The sequence below is a fragment of the Mucilaginibacter glaciei genome (assembly GCF_014773245.1).
Taxonomy (GTDB): Bacteria; Bacteroidota; Bacteroidia; order Sphingobacteriales; family Sphingobacteriaceae; genus Mucilaginibacter; species Mucilaginibacter glaciei.
Map to the genome: position 1 here is coordinate 243,929 of NZ_JACWMX010000006.1, position 13,182 is coordinate 257,110.

Genomic DNA, 13,182 nt, shown 5'->3' on the forward strand with positions numbered 1-13,182 from the left:
GTTAGTGGATGTTACTTTCTTTTAACAGCAAAAGACAAGTAACCAAAGAAAACTGACGGCTTGGTAACCCCCTATTAAAGTTGGTGCTTTATCAGTGCCTGTGCCACCCGTGTGTTATGCTATGCCGGTTAGCGCAGTTATCGTTGGGGTTGTCGGGCTCTTATATCTGCACATCTGCATATTTGCACATCTGCATATCTAAAGGCTCATCTACAAACATTCCCTTACATCAACAAACCGGCTTTTAACTATATCCTTAAAAAAGGCCGATGCGTGATGGTCGAACGTATCGGTATCATCTATGGTGGTATAAAAACTCCTGTCGCCGGTTTTGGTTAGGGTCTGTTCTATCTCCATATGGCGGGCAAGATAATCTGCCAGGCTGGCGGCAACAATATCGCCTTGTGCCAATACCTGCACGTGGGCCGGCACGTGGGCCTTTATCTTATCCATTAGTAACGGGTAATGGGTGCAGGCTAAGAGAATGGTATCGATATTGGGCGACTGCTGCATCAACTGGTCCAGATAGAGCTGCACAAAGTAGTCGGCGCCCGGTTTATCGTACTCGCCATTCTCTATCAACGGTACCCATAGCGGGCAGGCCTGCTGTTCCACCTTTAGTTCGGGGAAAAAATGTTCGATCTCTAATAAGTATGAACCAGATTGCACGGTGCCGGTAGTACCCAACACCCCTATCTGTTTAGTTTTAGTGTAGTTACCTACTACCTCGGCTGTAGGACGGATCACTCCTAGAACGCGTTTATCGGCATAGCCGTTGGGCAAATCCTGCTGCTGTATGGTGCGCAGCGCCTTTGCCGACGCCGTATTACAGGCCAGCACCACCAACGGGCAGCCTTGTTTAAACATCCACTGCACACACTCCCAGGTATATTGATGAATGGTTTTGAACGAGCGGTTGCCATAAGGCGCGCGTCCGTTATCACCCAGGTATAAATAGTCGTAACCCGGCAGTTGCGCTGCAATGGAGCGGAATACAGTTAAGCCGCCGTAGCCAGAATCAAATATACCTATAGGAGATGCCATTTGTACAAAACTAAAAAAAGCGCCCCGGATAGGGCGCTTTTATAAATAATTAAATCTTTCGGCTTATTTGATACCTAACTTCAACTTTACAGCTGCGCTCATATCATCACCCGGAGGAGATACGATCAGATCTGTATTAGATGAGTTTAAAACGTAAGTGTAACCTTTTTCTTTAGCTACTGCATTGATAGCGGTACGCGCTTTTTCAATTAACGGTTTCATTAGCTCGTTACCTTTAGTTTCAACAGACTGCTGAGCAGTGTTCTGGTACTCCTGGAAACGTTTACTCAAATCCTGTAATTCGTTTTCTTTAGCTACACGGATAGCATCTGTCATGGTTGCCCTTTTGTCCTGGTACTCTTTGCTTTTGTTTTGCAACTCGGTATTTAAGGCACCCAATTGGTCAATAAAGGTTTTTTTGTAGATATCGATCTGAGAGTTCAAGGTTTTAGCCTCTGGCATTAAACCTAAAATCTGCTCAAAAGGTACATAACCAATTTTAGTTTGCGCCTTTGCAAAGTTGCTTGCAAATAACAATCCTGCTGCAACAAAAGCAACTTTAAATAGTTTTTTCATTTCTGTTTGTTCTCTGGTGTTTAAAAAATAGTTCTTATTGTCTGTTTAATCTTTATTTGGCAAATACACCGGGTTTAAGCCCTAACCGTGTAATCACATCATTGCTTTTGTCATAACGGGGGCTTGCATAAAGCATGATCACCTCGCTGTTTTTATCAAAGATCATATCCAGGTTATCACTTTCGGCAATTGCCTGTATTGCCTTTGACACTTTATCCTGAATTGGTTTAATCAAAGATGTACTTTTCTTTGCCAATTCGCCATCGGGGCCAAACCTTGCACGTTGCAAATCTTTTGCCTGTTTCTCTTTATCCACAATTTCTGCTTCGCGGCGTTTACGCATATCTGCTGTCATCAAAACCTGATCGGCCTGGTAGGCTTTATATAAACGGTCAATCTCCTGAAAGCGCCCGTCAACCTCTTTTTGCCATTGGTCTGATATAGCTGCCAACTGCTTTTGCGATGAAGCATACTCCGGCATATGTTTTAAAATATAATCGGAGTCTACATAAGCAAAGCGTTGCGCGTTTGCCGCCGTAAAGGCTGCAAAAGTAAAAAATAGAATTAATATTATCTTCTTCATATATGGATTAGCAAATTTTAATTAAAACCACCGCTTAAGCTTTGTGAAATGGTAAAGTGGAAGTGCCCTTTGTTAGCATCAGGCGCGCCAGGTATCGCATCGAAACCGTAACCGTAATCTAAACCAAGCAAACCAAATATCGGCAAAAATATCCTTGCGCCTACACCTACCGAACGCCTTACGTTAAACGGATTAACCTTGCTTATATTATCCCACACGTTACCACCTTCGGCAAAGGCCAGGAAGAATATGGTTGCCGACTGGCTGGCAATTACCGGGTGCCTTAACTCCATAGTAAATTTATCGTAAATAGCAGCACCCTGGTTGGTATTGGCATTCAGGTTCGAACCTTCGGGCACGATAGAGAAGTTTTCATAACCCCTTAGCCCGATGATATCCGTACCCTGCAGGAACTGGTAGGTTTGCATACCATCACCACCCAATTTAAAGCGCTCGAACGGCGACTGCCCAACCAGTTTGTTGTAGGTACCTAAGTAACCAAACCTGGTTTGTGACATCAACACTAATTTACCGGTGATTTTGGTAAACCACTGCGCATCAAACTTAACTTTATAGTACTCTACAAAATGGTAGCGCTGCTCTGGCGTAGCAATCTTATAGTTGATGCTATTAAATAACGAGTATGGCGGCGTGGCCTGCAACGTTAACTTGATATTTGAACCAGCTGTTGGATAAATTGGAACATCGACTGAGTTACGGCTAAAGTCTTGCGTTAACTTGATGTTATATGATGTACCGTTATTGAACAGGTAACCGGGGTAATTATCCAGGTTATAGTGGTCAAAATTTAATGAGTAGTTTAACTGGAAGTAGTTATCAGGCCAGTTTAAACGCTTACCTAAAGTTACACCCACACCATTGATACGCAGGTTATTATAACTTGGGCTTGTTTTAGGATAATACTGCCCGGTTGAACTGCCTTGCGTGTAAGCCGATACCGCGAAGTAAATAGGTTTTTTACCACCTAACCAGGGCTCGGAGAATGTGAACGAGAAGTTTTGATAAGTACGCCCGCTTGACTGGCCCCTTAAGCTTAACTTTTGCCCATCGCCCTTTGGTAACGGTTTGTAAGCTTTTAAGTTGAATATGTTACGTAACGAGAAGTTATTGAACGTTAAACCCAGGGTACCCACTAACTGGCCGCCACCAAAACCACCCGAAAGTTCGATCTGATCTGACGGTTTTTCAACCACGTTGTAAACCAGATCAACGGTACCATCGGCAGGGTTGATATTGGTTGGCTTGGGCTCCGTCTTTTGCTCGTCGAAGTTACCCAACTGGCCAATTTCACGTGCACTGCGGATCAATAACTCTTTGTTAAATTTCTGACCCGGTTTAGTACGAATCTCGCGCATTACCACCTTATCGTTGGTAACATCATTTCCCTTTAATGATACACGGTTAATAGTGTATTGCGGGCCTTCGTAAATACGCACATCGATATCAACTGTATCATTATAGATACGGGTTTGTACAGGGTCGGCATTGAAGGTAAGGTAACCGTCATTCAAATACAGTGATGATATATCATCGTTATTTGGCGTTGGGCCCGATATTCTTTTACCTAACTCCTCTTCGCTAAAGGTTTGCCCTTTGCCAATCTGGAGTATTTTGGTCAGGATCTCTGACGGATATTTTGCATTACCAGAGAAGGTAATTTTACCGAAGTAATATTTAGGGCCTTCGTTCAGTTTGATCTTTACATCAACAGTCTTATCATCATGCCTGGTCACGGTATCGCTAATAATTTCAGCATCGCGGTAACCTTTGCCCTGCATACTTTCGATCAGACTTTGTTTATCCTCTTCGTATTTGTCCTGCTTGAATTTTTTGGAACCGAAAATATTGTAGATGCGGCGTTTGCGGGTTTTTTTCAAATACTTCCTCAACTTGGCGGTCGAGAATGCTTTGTTACCCTCAAAAGTAACGTCGTTGATCATCACTTTCGATTTTTTATCAACGGCAACTTCCAGTATCACACTGTTAGCATCGCCCGGGTCTTTTGTTTGGGTGATGTTTACAGTGGTATTTAAATAGCCCTTTTCATTAAAGTGCTTTTTGATGATAGCGGTAGTGGTGCTCAGTAAGTTTTCGTTTACTATTTTACCCGTTTTATCGCTCAGTTTTTTAGTTACATCTTCAATCTCGCCTTTACGGATGCCGGTTATGTGCAACCTTGACAAGCGGGGGCGCTCGGTAACGGCAATTTCCAGGTAAATGGTATCTGCATTTATCCGCAGAACATTTAACTGCACATCGTCAAAAAGGCCTTGTTTGTACAAGTCTTTAATAACGTTGGCATTTTGCTCGCCGGGCAGGTTGATCTTATCACCCTTGTTTAGTTTAGATATCTGCAGCAGCACATCTTTATCCAGATATTTAGCCCCTGATATACTGATGCCCCCAATAATATAATCTTTAGGATTAAGGTAGCTTAAACTATCGGCAGGTATGGATTTTGTAAGCGGAGCCCGCCCGCCAGCGGGTATCTGTGCAAGTGCTGTAGCGCTTATAAAAGAGAAAAGTATAGCAAAAAAAACTTTATTCATTCGAATATTTTAGTGGGCTAAAAATAATTTATACAGTTGTTAAAAAGTGTTAAAAGTAAAAATTTAGTTTACCTGCTCACTTATCTTACCAAAACGGCGTTCGCGTTTCTGATAATCCAATATGGCTTCATACAAATCCTCCCGACGGAAATCGGGCCATAATTTTGTGGTGAAGTAAAGCTCGGCATAGGCAATTTGCCAAAGCAGGTAATTACTTATCCGGTATTCTCCGCTCGTGCGTATCAATAGCTCGGGGTTGGGCATACCGCCTGTATATAAATTATCCTCAAACATTTGTTCATCAATATCGGCAGGGTTAATTTCGCCGTTTTGCGCCTGGGCAGCCAGTTTGGCCGCAGCCTGCACAATCTCGTTACGCGAGCTGTAGCTTAAAGCCAGTGTAACTACCAACCCTGTATTTACAGATGTTTTTTCAATAGCGTTATTCAATTCCCTGTGGCATTTTGCAGGCAGCTGATTAAGGTCGCCGATGGCATTTAAGCGCACATTGTTTTTCATCAGCTTGGCAATCTCTTTATTGATCGTACTGATCAGGAGCTCCATAATGGCGTTAACCTCTAAGGTGGGGCGGTTCCAGTTTTCGGCACTAAAGGTGTACAGTGTTAAGTACTCTATACCCAATTCGCCGGCACCCTCAACAACGTCTCGTACAGACAGCACGCCGTTGTGGTGGCCAAACACCCTTAATTTGCCTTTGCCTTTAGCCCACCGTCCGTTGCCATCCATAATAACAGCTATGTGGCGCGGCAATCTGTGCAAATCAATCTGATCCTTAATACTCATTTTCTATGCGTTTTTAACTGCTTTATTGGGGCAGTTAAATACATGGCCTTGTTAAAATTAAACATCTTTTAAGCAAAGCTTTCAATAACTTATGCTGTTTTTTTCAGGTGACAAAGGTAAAACTTAATTGTATTTATTTTAGTATGCGGTAAAAAAGAAATAAACAGGCTTTTTTTGAATGTAGTTATCACAGGTATCACAATTTCTGTCAATTAAGATGGTATTCTACAAGTGATTATACCATAAAAAAACACCATTACTTTTAATGTAATGGTGCCGTAATAAAAAATCGTCCTATCAATAAACCTCTTTGCCCTTCAGCAGATTAATATCCGCAGGGGTTATATCGCCGATGGCGTATTGCTGTACACCGGTTATTTTCATTTCGTCGAGCGCGTTTACCAAGTTTTCGTAAACGGAGCTTTGGGCAGGCTTGATCAGCACGATCATACTTTTACCGGTATCGTGCTTCACTTTGGCCTTCATATCAATTATTGCCCGGCGAAGACCCTGCCTGCCGTAGTTGGTAAGCGTGGCGGATACAACCGGTTTATCAGCCTCGCCTAAATAATACAAGAGTTGGTTGTTTTTGCCCAGGCAAAGCGTAAGAGTGCGCAAGTTTGATACACCACCCGGCTCATCACCTACAGGCATCACCAAATCTAATGCCTTTGGTTTGGCCAGCGTGGTTGTCAGGATAAAAAAGGTGATCAGCAGGAAAGCCAGATCGACCATAGCGGTTAGATCTACCCGGAGCGGTGCTTTAACGGTGCGGATACGAGCGCCTTGTTTTTGCGGGGTTGCGGTTAATTCGGCCATGGCATTAAATTTTAAGGTTTATAATTTGGTTAATTAATTATTAAACGCTTAAAATTAATGCTTTATTTCATAAAACAGAATATAATTCTGTTTATATTTATTTATCAGAATTTAATTCTCGTAATAGCACTTTTGCGTAACAAAAGTATAAGAGAGGGTAAACCAACCAAACATGTAGGTATCATGCGCCTTAAAATCGCCCCGCTGCGAACCCGGCGAACCGGTAAAAACGCCTGTATTTTCGCCGGAACGGTCTGACAATACTTTTTGCGGTGCGGTAACGAGCTTACTTTTATCAGGGTACACGCCGCTCACATCATCCAGGTAATCGGTATTGGTGTAGCGGTAACCTAATTCCGCCCCTACCGTCCATTTACCGGCAAAGTTATATTTGAAGCCTGCCCCATAAGGCACAACAATAGCCGATTTTTTATAGGGGATACTTTGCCCCTCTGTCATGATATCGCGCAGGCTGTAGGTGCCCCCCTTATATTTGGTACGCGGTGTGTATTGGGTAATGCCGCCACCCACAAAAATGTAAGGTGTATATTTATTTTTACCGGCATCCGGGATGTATTTCATAAAATTGAACTCGGCCACCAGGCTGGCTTCCTTCAAAGGATCGGTGAAACTCAGGTTGCGGTCGCGCTGTTGCTGGTCGTTTGATTTGCTATCGTAACCGCTTATTTGCCCTGCTGCCAGGTTTAACCTTGCTGCCAGATACCCATTAAAATTTCGTTTAAAAAACAACCCACCCGATAGGCCGCTTGGCTTAACCGGATTAGTATTTAAATCGCCGATATAACCTGCGCCACCTACGCCGACCCCAACTTCCCAGGTTTGGGCACTTGCAACGGTACATATCGATACTAACAGAACAAATAATAAACGTTTTGGCATTAAGGCAAATTTAATAGTTACGGGCATCTAAACCCCACAACAGCTTTTTCCTTAACGTAGATAAGTAGCTTTCATTATTGAGGCGGATAAGGTTGAGCTGGAAACCCGCTTTATAAACCTTGAATTTCATGGTTTTATCTATGATCACGGTGCGGCTGTCGCACGATACGATGTAATTGCTGCCGCGGCACTCTACCTCAAAGGCCAGTTCGCTGGTATCTGGCAGGATGATAGGCCGTACGTTTAAATTATGTGGTGCTACCGGGGTAAGTGCTATGCTGTTACTTTGCGGGAAGATGATGGGGCCGCCGCAACTTAAGGAGTAGGCTGTGGACCCGGTTGAAGTAGAAATAATGATACCATCGCCCCAGTACGAATTCAGGAACTCGTCATTAAGGGTGACATGGGTAGTAATCATGGCAGAGTCGTCGCGCTTGTGGATGGTTACATCATTCAGCGCGAAATTATCGTCGCCAAAGATCTTCTGGTCAGATTCTATCACCAGTAATTCGCGACTATCGATCGTAAATTCTTTATTCACTACGGCATGGATGGCCGCCGCGATATCACTTTTATTAATACTGGCCAGGAAACCTAAACGGCCAAAGTTTATACCGATTACAGGCACGCCGCTATCGCGGATAAGGGTAACCATATCCAGCAGGGTGCCATCGCCGCCAATGGTGATGAATACATCAACTATGCCTTTTATAGGGTCGCCGGTTTTTAGCACCTTAAAGCCCGAGGTATCTATATTGCCCTGCAGGTTATCGTTCAGTTGCTGATGCAGGTATATATTTACGTTATGCTGCAACAGGCTATCAAACACCTGGCGAATGAAGGGGAACACCGAAGCATCATTAAATTGCCTGCCGTAAACTGCTATATTCATAAGTTGAGACGAATATCGAACTTTGCAGTTAAAATACGGCTTATTGTTTTAAATAATAGTGTTATAGCACAAATACCAAACCTACAAATTCAGGTAATTCATAAAAGAATCGAACCGGTCCATTGAGTTATCGTTGTGGTCGGTAAAGTTAAAGGTGGCCTTAACATCGTAGTTATAACGCAGAAATGTAGCCAGGATGTTGGAGATATCCTGCTTGTTTACTTTCAGAGTGATCTCCAGTTTGGTCGAGTCGGGGAAACTGCGGACGTATGAGCTCAGGATCTGGGCATTGTCTGACTCCACCACCTGCGACATGTGTGCAAGGGAGTTGTTTTTTATATCCACATCCAGCACGATGATCCCGCCCGGCTGCGATACCGATGTAAGGGTGGCGAAATATTCGTTCATGCTGGTAATGGTAACCATGCCCAGGTAATCGTGTTTGGCATTGAGTACGGGCACTACACTTAACCTGCGCTCGTAAAACAGCCGGATCACGTCATAAATATGCTGATCTTCCAGTACGTAAGGGTTTACCAACGATAATGCCAATGCACCTACAGGTGCATTATAGTCAGGCTCTTCTATCAAATCATCTTCAGACAGTAGCCCCAGGAACTGTTCTTCGTTTACAATTGGCAAATGGCTGATGCGAAACTCCTGCATGCGGTCATAAACCTTCTGAATACTGTCAGAAGTATGTACCGGCGGTACCGCATCACTTATCAGCTCAATTGCAAGCATATCTATTTTTTGATTTTATCTAAAAAAGCCTTCAAATACCGGTTAAACTCAACAGGCCGCTCCATCATCGGGGCGTGGCCGCATTTGTCTATCCAATGCAATTCGGCATTAGGTAGCATTTCATTAAATTCCACTGCCACTTCCGGCGGGGTTATTTTATCATCGCGGCCCCAAATAAGGCAAACCGGCATCGTAATTTTACGCAGATCCTTATTCATATTATGGCGGATAGCCGATTTTGCCATAGCCAATATGCGGATCACCTTATGCCTGTCGTTGATCATCACAAATACATCGTTCACTAACTCATCGGTAGCAATTGCCGGGTCATAAAAAGTATACTGCACTTTCTCACGAACGAAATCTATGCTTTCGCGTTTTGGGAACGACCCGCCGAAGGCATTTTCATACAAACCCGAACTGCCCGTTAAAACCAGCGCCTTCACATAACCCGGGTGTGCCAGTACATAAATTAAGCCTACATGCCCGCCTAATGAGTTACCCAATAAAATAACGTTACTCAGCTTTTTAAATTTTATGAACTTATGTACAAATTTTGAAAGCGCACGCACACCGGTAGTGAGCAATGGCATATCATAAATTGGCAGTATAGGCAATATAACGCGGTAATGTGGGCTAAACTCGTTCACAACATCTTCCCAGTTGCTTAAAGCGCCCATTAAACCGTGCAGAAGTAACAGCGTTTCACCTTCACCCGCTTCGATGTAACTAAAACCTTTTTCTTCTTTAAGCACGTGATCCATAGCAAAACTTTATATAGTATTGGTTATTGTAAGTATAATAGACCGTTTTAAATAACAGTCTGAAAAGTTGTAAATTTAGGTTATTAGGTTGCACATGCAACTATAATAACAATTAAATTATCCTAACAATTGTTTTACTACTTCAGATACCGTTTTACCATCGGCACGGCCCGCAAGCTCTTTATTAGCTACACCCATTACGCGGCCCATGTCTTTTACCGATGTGACGCCTAAGCGTTCAATCACCTCCTGAATATAACCTTCTATTTCGAAACGCGTCATTTGCTGTGGCAGGTAGGGTTCAATTACATACATCTCGGCCATTTCAATATCGTACAGGTCTTCGCGGCCCTGCGTTTTGTAAATATCTGCCGATTCTTTACGTTGTTTGATCAGCTTTTGCAGTACCTTAATCTCTGCTTCTGAGGTTAGTTCCTCTGCCGCACCTTTTTCAGTTTTAGCTAAAAGTAAGGCTGATTTTACTGCACGCAAACCGCGCAAGCGGTCGGCCTGTTTAGATAACATGGCTTGTTTAATATCCTGGTCTATTTGTGTGATAAGTGACATATTTGTAATTAGTGATTTGGTGAATTAGTGATTGAAGCTTCAGATTTCTAATTTTGGGTTAAAAAGATTGTCATTTCGAACAAGATATAAAGATAAATCTTCTAAAAGGGACAATTTTTAGCTTTGAATTCCTAAATGCAAAGTGCAGAAGATTTCTCATCGCTATCGCTCTTTCGAAACGACATTTTTTTATTTTATCTGCACAACTATTTTACTTTCTGAAAATATTTGTTGCTGATGCCTGTGCTGTAGGCATGATCAGCAGATCATTAATGTTTACGTGTGCCGGGCGCGATGCGATGAACCAGATGGTTTCGGCAATATCCTGCGCCCTTAGCGGCTCAAAGCCATCGTACACCTTTTTGGCCTTTTCCTTATCGCCCTTGAAACGAACTTCAGAGAATTCCGTCTCCACCATACCCGGATGAATGGCCGATACTTTGATGCCATGCGGCAACAAATCTGCACGCATCCCTTTATTTAAGGCATCAACCGCGTGCTTGGTTGCGCAATACACATTGCCGTTAGGGTAAACTTCTTTCCCGGCTATAGATCCTAAGTTAACGATGTGGCCGCTCCCATTTGTGATCATCCAGTTGCTCACCACTTTGCTGGCGTAAAGCAACCCTTTAATATTGGTATCAACCATGGTGTCCCAATCGTCAAAGCTGCCCTTATCAATCGGGTCAAGCCCCTGGCTTAGCCCTGCGTTGTTGATCAGCACATCTACCTTCTTCCATTGGGCGGGCAACCCTTCCAGGTTACTTACCACCTGCTCGCGGCTGCGGATATCGAACGACGATACCGCCACTTCAACATTATATCTAGTATTCAGCTCTTCGGCCAGTTTCTCCAGCCTGTCCATGCGGCGGCCGGTCAGTATCAGATCATAACCTTCGCGGGCGAAGGTATGTGCACAGGCCTCGCCTATCCCGGCGGTAGCTCCTGTAATTAATGCAATTTTAGCCATAGGTAGTTTAACTATCGGCAGCGAAATTATGTTTTTATGTTGGGATAATTACTGCACTCTCTAAATCGCCTGAATCAGAATTTTCAGGATTTATATATTCTCAGAATGCGAGTGTTAATTTATGTTGTTAATTCTATAATTCTGAAAATTCTGATTCAGACGGTATTTACTCGAAAAACAGGCTAAACATTACCGTTTGCAATGATAGCTTGCTGATAGGCGACGAGAACGGGTGATTTTCCTGCACCAGGATATTACCGAGAGAATTGCTAACCTTAATTTCTGGCGAGAGCTTGAAATACTCAAAGTAGATATCGAAACCAAAACCTGCTTCGTACGATGAATAACTCCGATTGTTCTTCAGTAACTTTTCCAGCGGCCCGGCATTTACATCCGATCCTTTTTTGGAGCCGATAGCGTTTGAAAACTTCATGCCGCCTAACAGATAGGCCCGCATGTTGCCTATCCTGTCGGATTTAAGCTTTATTGAAATGGGGAAATCTACCGTGGTGGTTTGCACCTGTTTATCCACATCCTGCGATGGGGTGGCATATTTATAACTTACAGACCTGTCTGCAAACACCAGCGATGGCGTAGCCCGCACCTCTAAATGATCTGTTAAGCGGTAGCGGGCTAAAAACCCAACCGAAAAACCCGGCAGCGATCTCGAACTGATACTGTTTAACGAATCAGTAACGGGCCGGTTATTATTGGCAGGGTCCAGATAAGGGCTGCGCCAATTTGGTTGCTTTACAATCTTAAAATTGCTGGAAACGTATGAGAAACTAAACCCTGCACTAAAATCACTAACATCGGCACCGCCACCCCATGCAGGTATTAATTGCTGGGCAAACAAGCGATTGCTGCAACTCATTAATAGCAATAAAATGGATAGGTACCGGGTTTTAATCATTTAACGCCTGTATAAATGGAACAGATACCAAACGCCAAAGGCCTGTTTTTGGTATTTTTAAAGCCTGCTTTATCCATTAAACCGGTAAAAGTTGCACCATCGGGAAACGCCTCGACGGATTCGGGCAGGTAGCTATACGCGCGGGCATCTTTAGAAAACAGCTTACCAATACCTGGGGTAACATAGTTAAAGTAAAATTTGTACAGTTGTTTTACCGGAAATACTTTAGGTTTAGAGAACTCCAGCACTACCACTTTACCACCCGGCTTTAATACCCGGTGAATATCGGCAAGGCCTGTCTCGAGATTCTCGAAATTACGCACACCATAAGCTACGGTAACCGCATCAAACATATCAGCTTCAAACGGGAGTTTTTCAGAATCGCCCAGTTTTACCTCAAATTGATCGCCCAGGCCGCGTTTGGCTATTTTTTGATCGGCAATATCCAGCATCCCGCGCGAGATATCCACTCCGATGATCTTATCGGGCTTTAAAATAGATAAGGCCTCAAAAGCAAAATCGCCGGTACCTGTAGCAACATCCAAAATTAATTTAGGCTGATTGACCTTTAATTCATTAATGGCAATTTTGCGCCAAATAATATCAATGCCCAGCGACATAAAATGGTTCAAAAAATCGTAGGTTTTTGAGATGTTGTTAAACATATCGGCCACCTGCTCTTTCTTGGTAGCCTGCTCGTTTTGGTAGGGTGTTACGGTTTTGCTCATGTGTATGCAGCAAAGATAATGGTTTTGATTGGAGTTGATAGTTTGTGCCCTGTGGTATACCATAAAAATGCATTTCTATGATGCAACTGTATGGTTGCCCTTACTTTGGGTTGTAACTAATACAAGGAAGTGCTAAGAAAAAAAGGCCGCAAACATCCGGCATTTGCTTTTATACTTACTAGCCTAAAAAGGCTAATTTTAGTTTAATTAGTCTAAAAAGGCTAATCATTATTTTGACTATATAAGCGTCCGTAACAATAATCTGTAAACTCATTAAATAAATTTATACCTTCACTTTATCACATAAA

14 protein-coding genes are annotated in these 13,182 nt (G+C 43.1%); all 14 read right to left on the reverse strand.

What is annotated here, in order from left to right:
• Positions 1-210: 210 nt before the first annotated feature.
• Entirely contained in the window at positions 211-1,044 is an 834-nt protein-coding gene (gene murI, locus IDJ76_RS15770) for a glutamate racemase (RefSeq protein ID WP_191164305.1), read from the reverse strand.
• Positions 1,045-1,107: 63 nt separating this feature from the next.
• Complete coding sequence (locus tag IDJ76_RS15775) at positions 1,108-1,620, reverse strand: OmpH family outer membrane protein (RefSeq protein WP_191164306.1); 513 nt, start codon at positions 1,618-1,620, stop codon at positions 1,108-1,110.
• A gap of 52 nt (positions 1,621-1,672) precedes the next feature.
• Positions 1,673-2,203: an OmpH family outer membrane protein gene (locus IDJ76_RS15780; protein WP_191164307.1), complete on the reverse strand. Its 531-nt coding sequence runs from the start codon at positions 2,201-2,203 to the stop codon at positions 1,673-1,675.
• A gap of 17 nt (positions 2,204-2,220) precedes the next feature.
• Positions 2,221-4,773, reverse strand: coding sequence for an outer membrane protein assembly factor BamA (gene bamA, locus IDJ76_RS15785; RefSeq protein WP_191164308.1), 2,553 nt, complete (start codon positions 4,771-4,773; stop codon positions 2,221-2,223).
• A gap of 63 nt (positions 4,774-4,836) precedes the next feature.
• A complete protein-coding gene (locus IDJ76_RS15790) occupies positions 4,837-5,577 on the reverse strand; it encodes an isoprenyl transferase (protein ID WP_191164309.1) in 741 nt (246 codons plus the stop codon).
• A gap of 297 nt (positions 5,578-5,874) precedes the next feature.
• Complete coding sequence (locus IDJ76_RS15795) at positions 5,875-6,396, reverse strand: ExbD/TolR family protein (RefSeq protein ID WP_191164310.1); 522 nt, start codon at positions 6,394-6,396, stop codon at positions 5,875-5,877.
• Between the two features lie 111 nt (positions 6,397-6,507).
• A complete protein-coding gene (porG, locus tag IDJ76_RS15800) occupies positions 6,508-7,296 on the reverse strand; it encodes a type IX secretion system protein PorG (RefSeq protein WP_191164311.1) in 789 nt (262 codons plus the stop codon).
• 10 nt (positions 7,297-7,306) lie between these two features.
• Positions 7,307-8,188 carry an NAD kinase gene (locus tag IDJ76_RS15805; protein WP_191164312.1) on the reverse strand — a complete coding sequence of 294 codons (882 nt, stop codon included), beginning with the start codon at positions 8,186-8,188 and terminating at the stop codon, positions 7,307-7,309.
• 81 nt (positions 8,189-8,269) lie between these two features.
• Positions 8,270-8,932, reverse strand: a complete 663-nt coding sequence (locus tag IDJ76_RS15810) for a CBS domain-containing protein (protein ID WP_191164313.1) — start codon at positions 8,930-8,932, stop codon at positions 8,270-8,272.
• Between the two features lie 2 nt (positions 8,933-8,934).
• Entirely contained in the window at positions 8,935-9,696 is a 762-nt protein-coding gene (locus IDJ76_RS15815; protein WP_191164314.1) for an alpha/beta fold hydrolase, read from the reverse strand.
• A gap of 117 nt (positions 9,697-9,813) precedes the next feature.
• Positions 9,814-10,263: a GatB/YqeY domain-containing protein gene (locus tag IDJ76_RS15820; RefSeq protein ID WP_191164315.1), complete on the reverse strand. Its 450-nt coding sequence runs from the start codon at positions 10,261-10,263 to the stop codon at positions 9,814-9,816.
• 211 nt (positions 10,264-10,474) lie between these two features.
• Positions 10,475-11,233, reverse strand: coding sequence for an SDR family oxidoreductase (locus IDJ76_RS15825; protein WP_191164316.1), 759 nt, complete (start codon positions 11,231-11,233; stop codon positions 10,475-10,477).
• 166 nt (positions 11,234-11,399) lie between these two features.
• Positions 11,400-12,146 (reverse strand): type IX secretion/gliding motility protein PorT/SprT, encoded by a 747-nt coding sequence (gene porT / locus IDJ76_RS15830; RefSeq protein ID WP_449560064.1) that lies wholly within the window; start codon positions 12,144-12,146, stop codon positions 11,400-11,402.
• Positions 12,143-12,874, reverse strand: a complete 732-nt coding sequence (gene ubiE / locus IDJ76_RS15835) for a bifunctional demethylmenaquinone methyltransferase/2-methoxy-6-polyprenyl-1,4-benzoquinol methylase UbiE (protein WP_191164318.1) — start codon at positions 12,872-12,874, stop codon at positions 12,143-12,145. The genes porT and ubiE overlap by 4 nt, the downstream gene beginning before the upstream one ends.
• Between the last annotated feature and the right edge of the window lie 308 nt (positions 12,875-13,182).

Coding starts and splice junctions, on each gene's coding strand:
- IDJ76_RS15815 (WP_191164314.1), bottom strand. CDS start 9,696: ATGGATCACGTGCTTAAAGAAGAAAAAGGTTTTAGTTACATCGAAGCG.
- IDJ76_RS15775 (WP_191164306.1), bottom strand. CDS start 1,620: ATGAAAAAACTATTTAAAGTTGCTTTTGTTGCAGCAGGATTGTTATTT.
- ubiE (WP_191164318.1), bottom strand. CDS start 12,874: ATGAGCAAAACCGTAACACCCTACCAAAACGAGCAGGCTACCAAGAAA.
- IDJ76_RS15825 (WP_191164316.1), bottom strand. CDS start 11,233: ATGGCTAAAATTGCATTAATTACAGGAGCTACCGCCGGGATAGGCGAG.
- porG (WP_191164311.1), bottom strand. CDS start 7,296: ATGCCAAAACGTTTATTATTTGTTCTGTTAGTATCGATATGTACCGTT.
- porT (WP_449560064.1), bottom strand. CDS start 12,146: ATGATTAAAACCCGGTACCTATCCATTTTATTGCTATTAATGAGTTGC.
- IDJ76_RS15795 (WP_191164310.1), bottom strand. CDS start 6,396: ATGGCCGAATTAACCGCAACCCCGCAAAAACAAGGCGCTCGTATCCGC.
- IDJ76_RS15820 (WP_191164315.1), bottom strand. CDS start 10,263: ATGTCACTTATCACACAAATAGACCAGGATATTAAACAAGCCATGTTA.
- IDJ76_RS15805 (WP_191164312.1), bottom strand. CDS start 8,188: ATGAATATAGCAGTTTACGGCAGGCAATTTAATGATGCTTCGGTGTTC.
- IDJ76_RS15790 (WP_191164309.1), bottom strand. CDS start 5,577: ATGAGTATTAAGGATCAGATTGATTTGCACAGATTGCCGCGCCACATA.
- IDJ76_RS15810 (WP_191164313.1), bottom strand. CDS start 8,932: ATGCTTGCAATTGAGCTGATAAGTGATGCGGTACCGCCGGTACATACT.
- IDJ76_RS15780 (WP_191164307.1), bottom strand. CDS start 2,203: ATGAAGAAGATAATATTAATTCTATTTTTTACTTTTGCAGCCTTTACG.
- bamA (WP_191164308.1), bottom strand. CDS start 4,773: ATGAATAAAGTTTTTTTTGCTATACTTTTCTCTTTTATAAGCGCTACA.
- murI (WP_191164305.1), bottom strand. CDS start 1,044: ATGGCATCTCCTATAGGTATATTTGATTCTGGCTACGGCGGCTTAACT.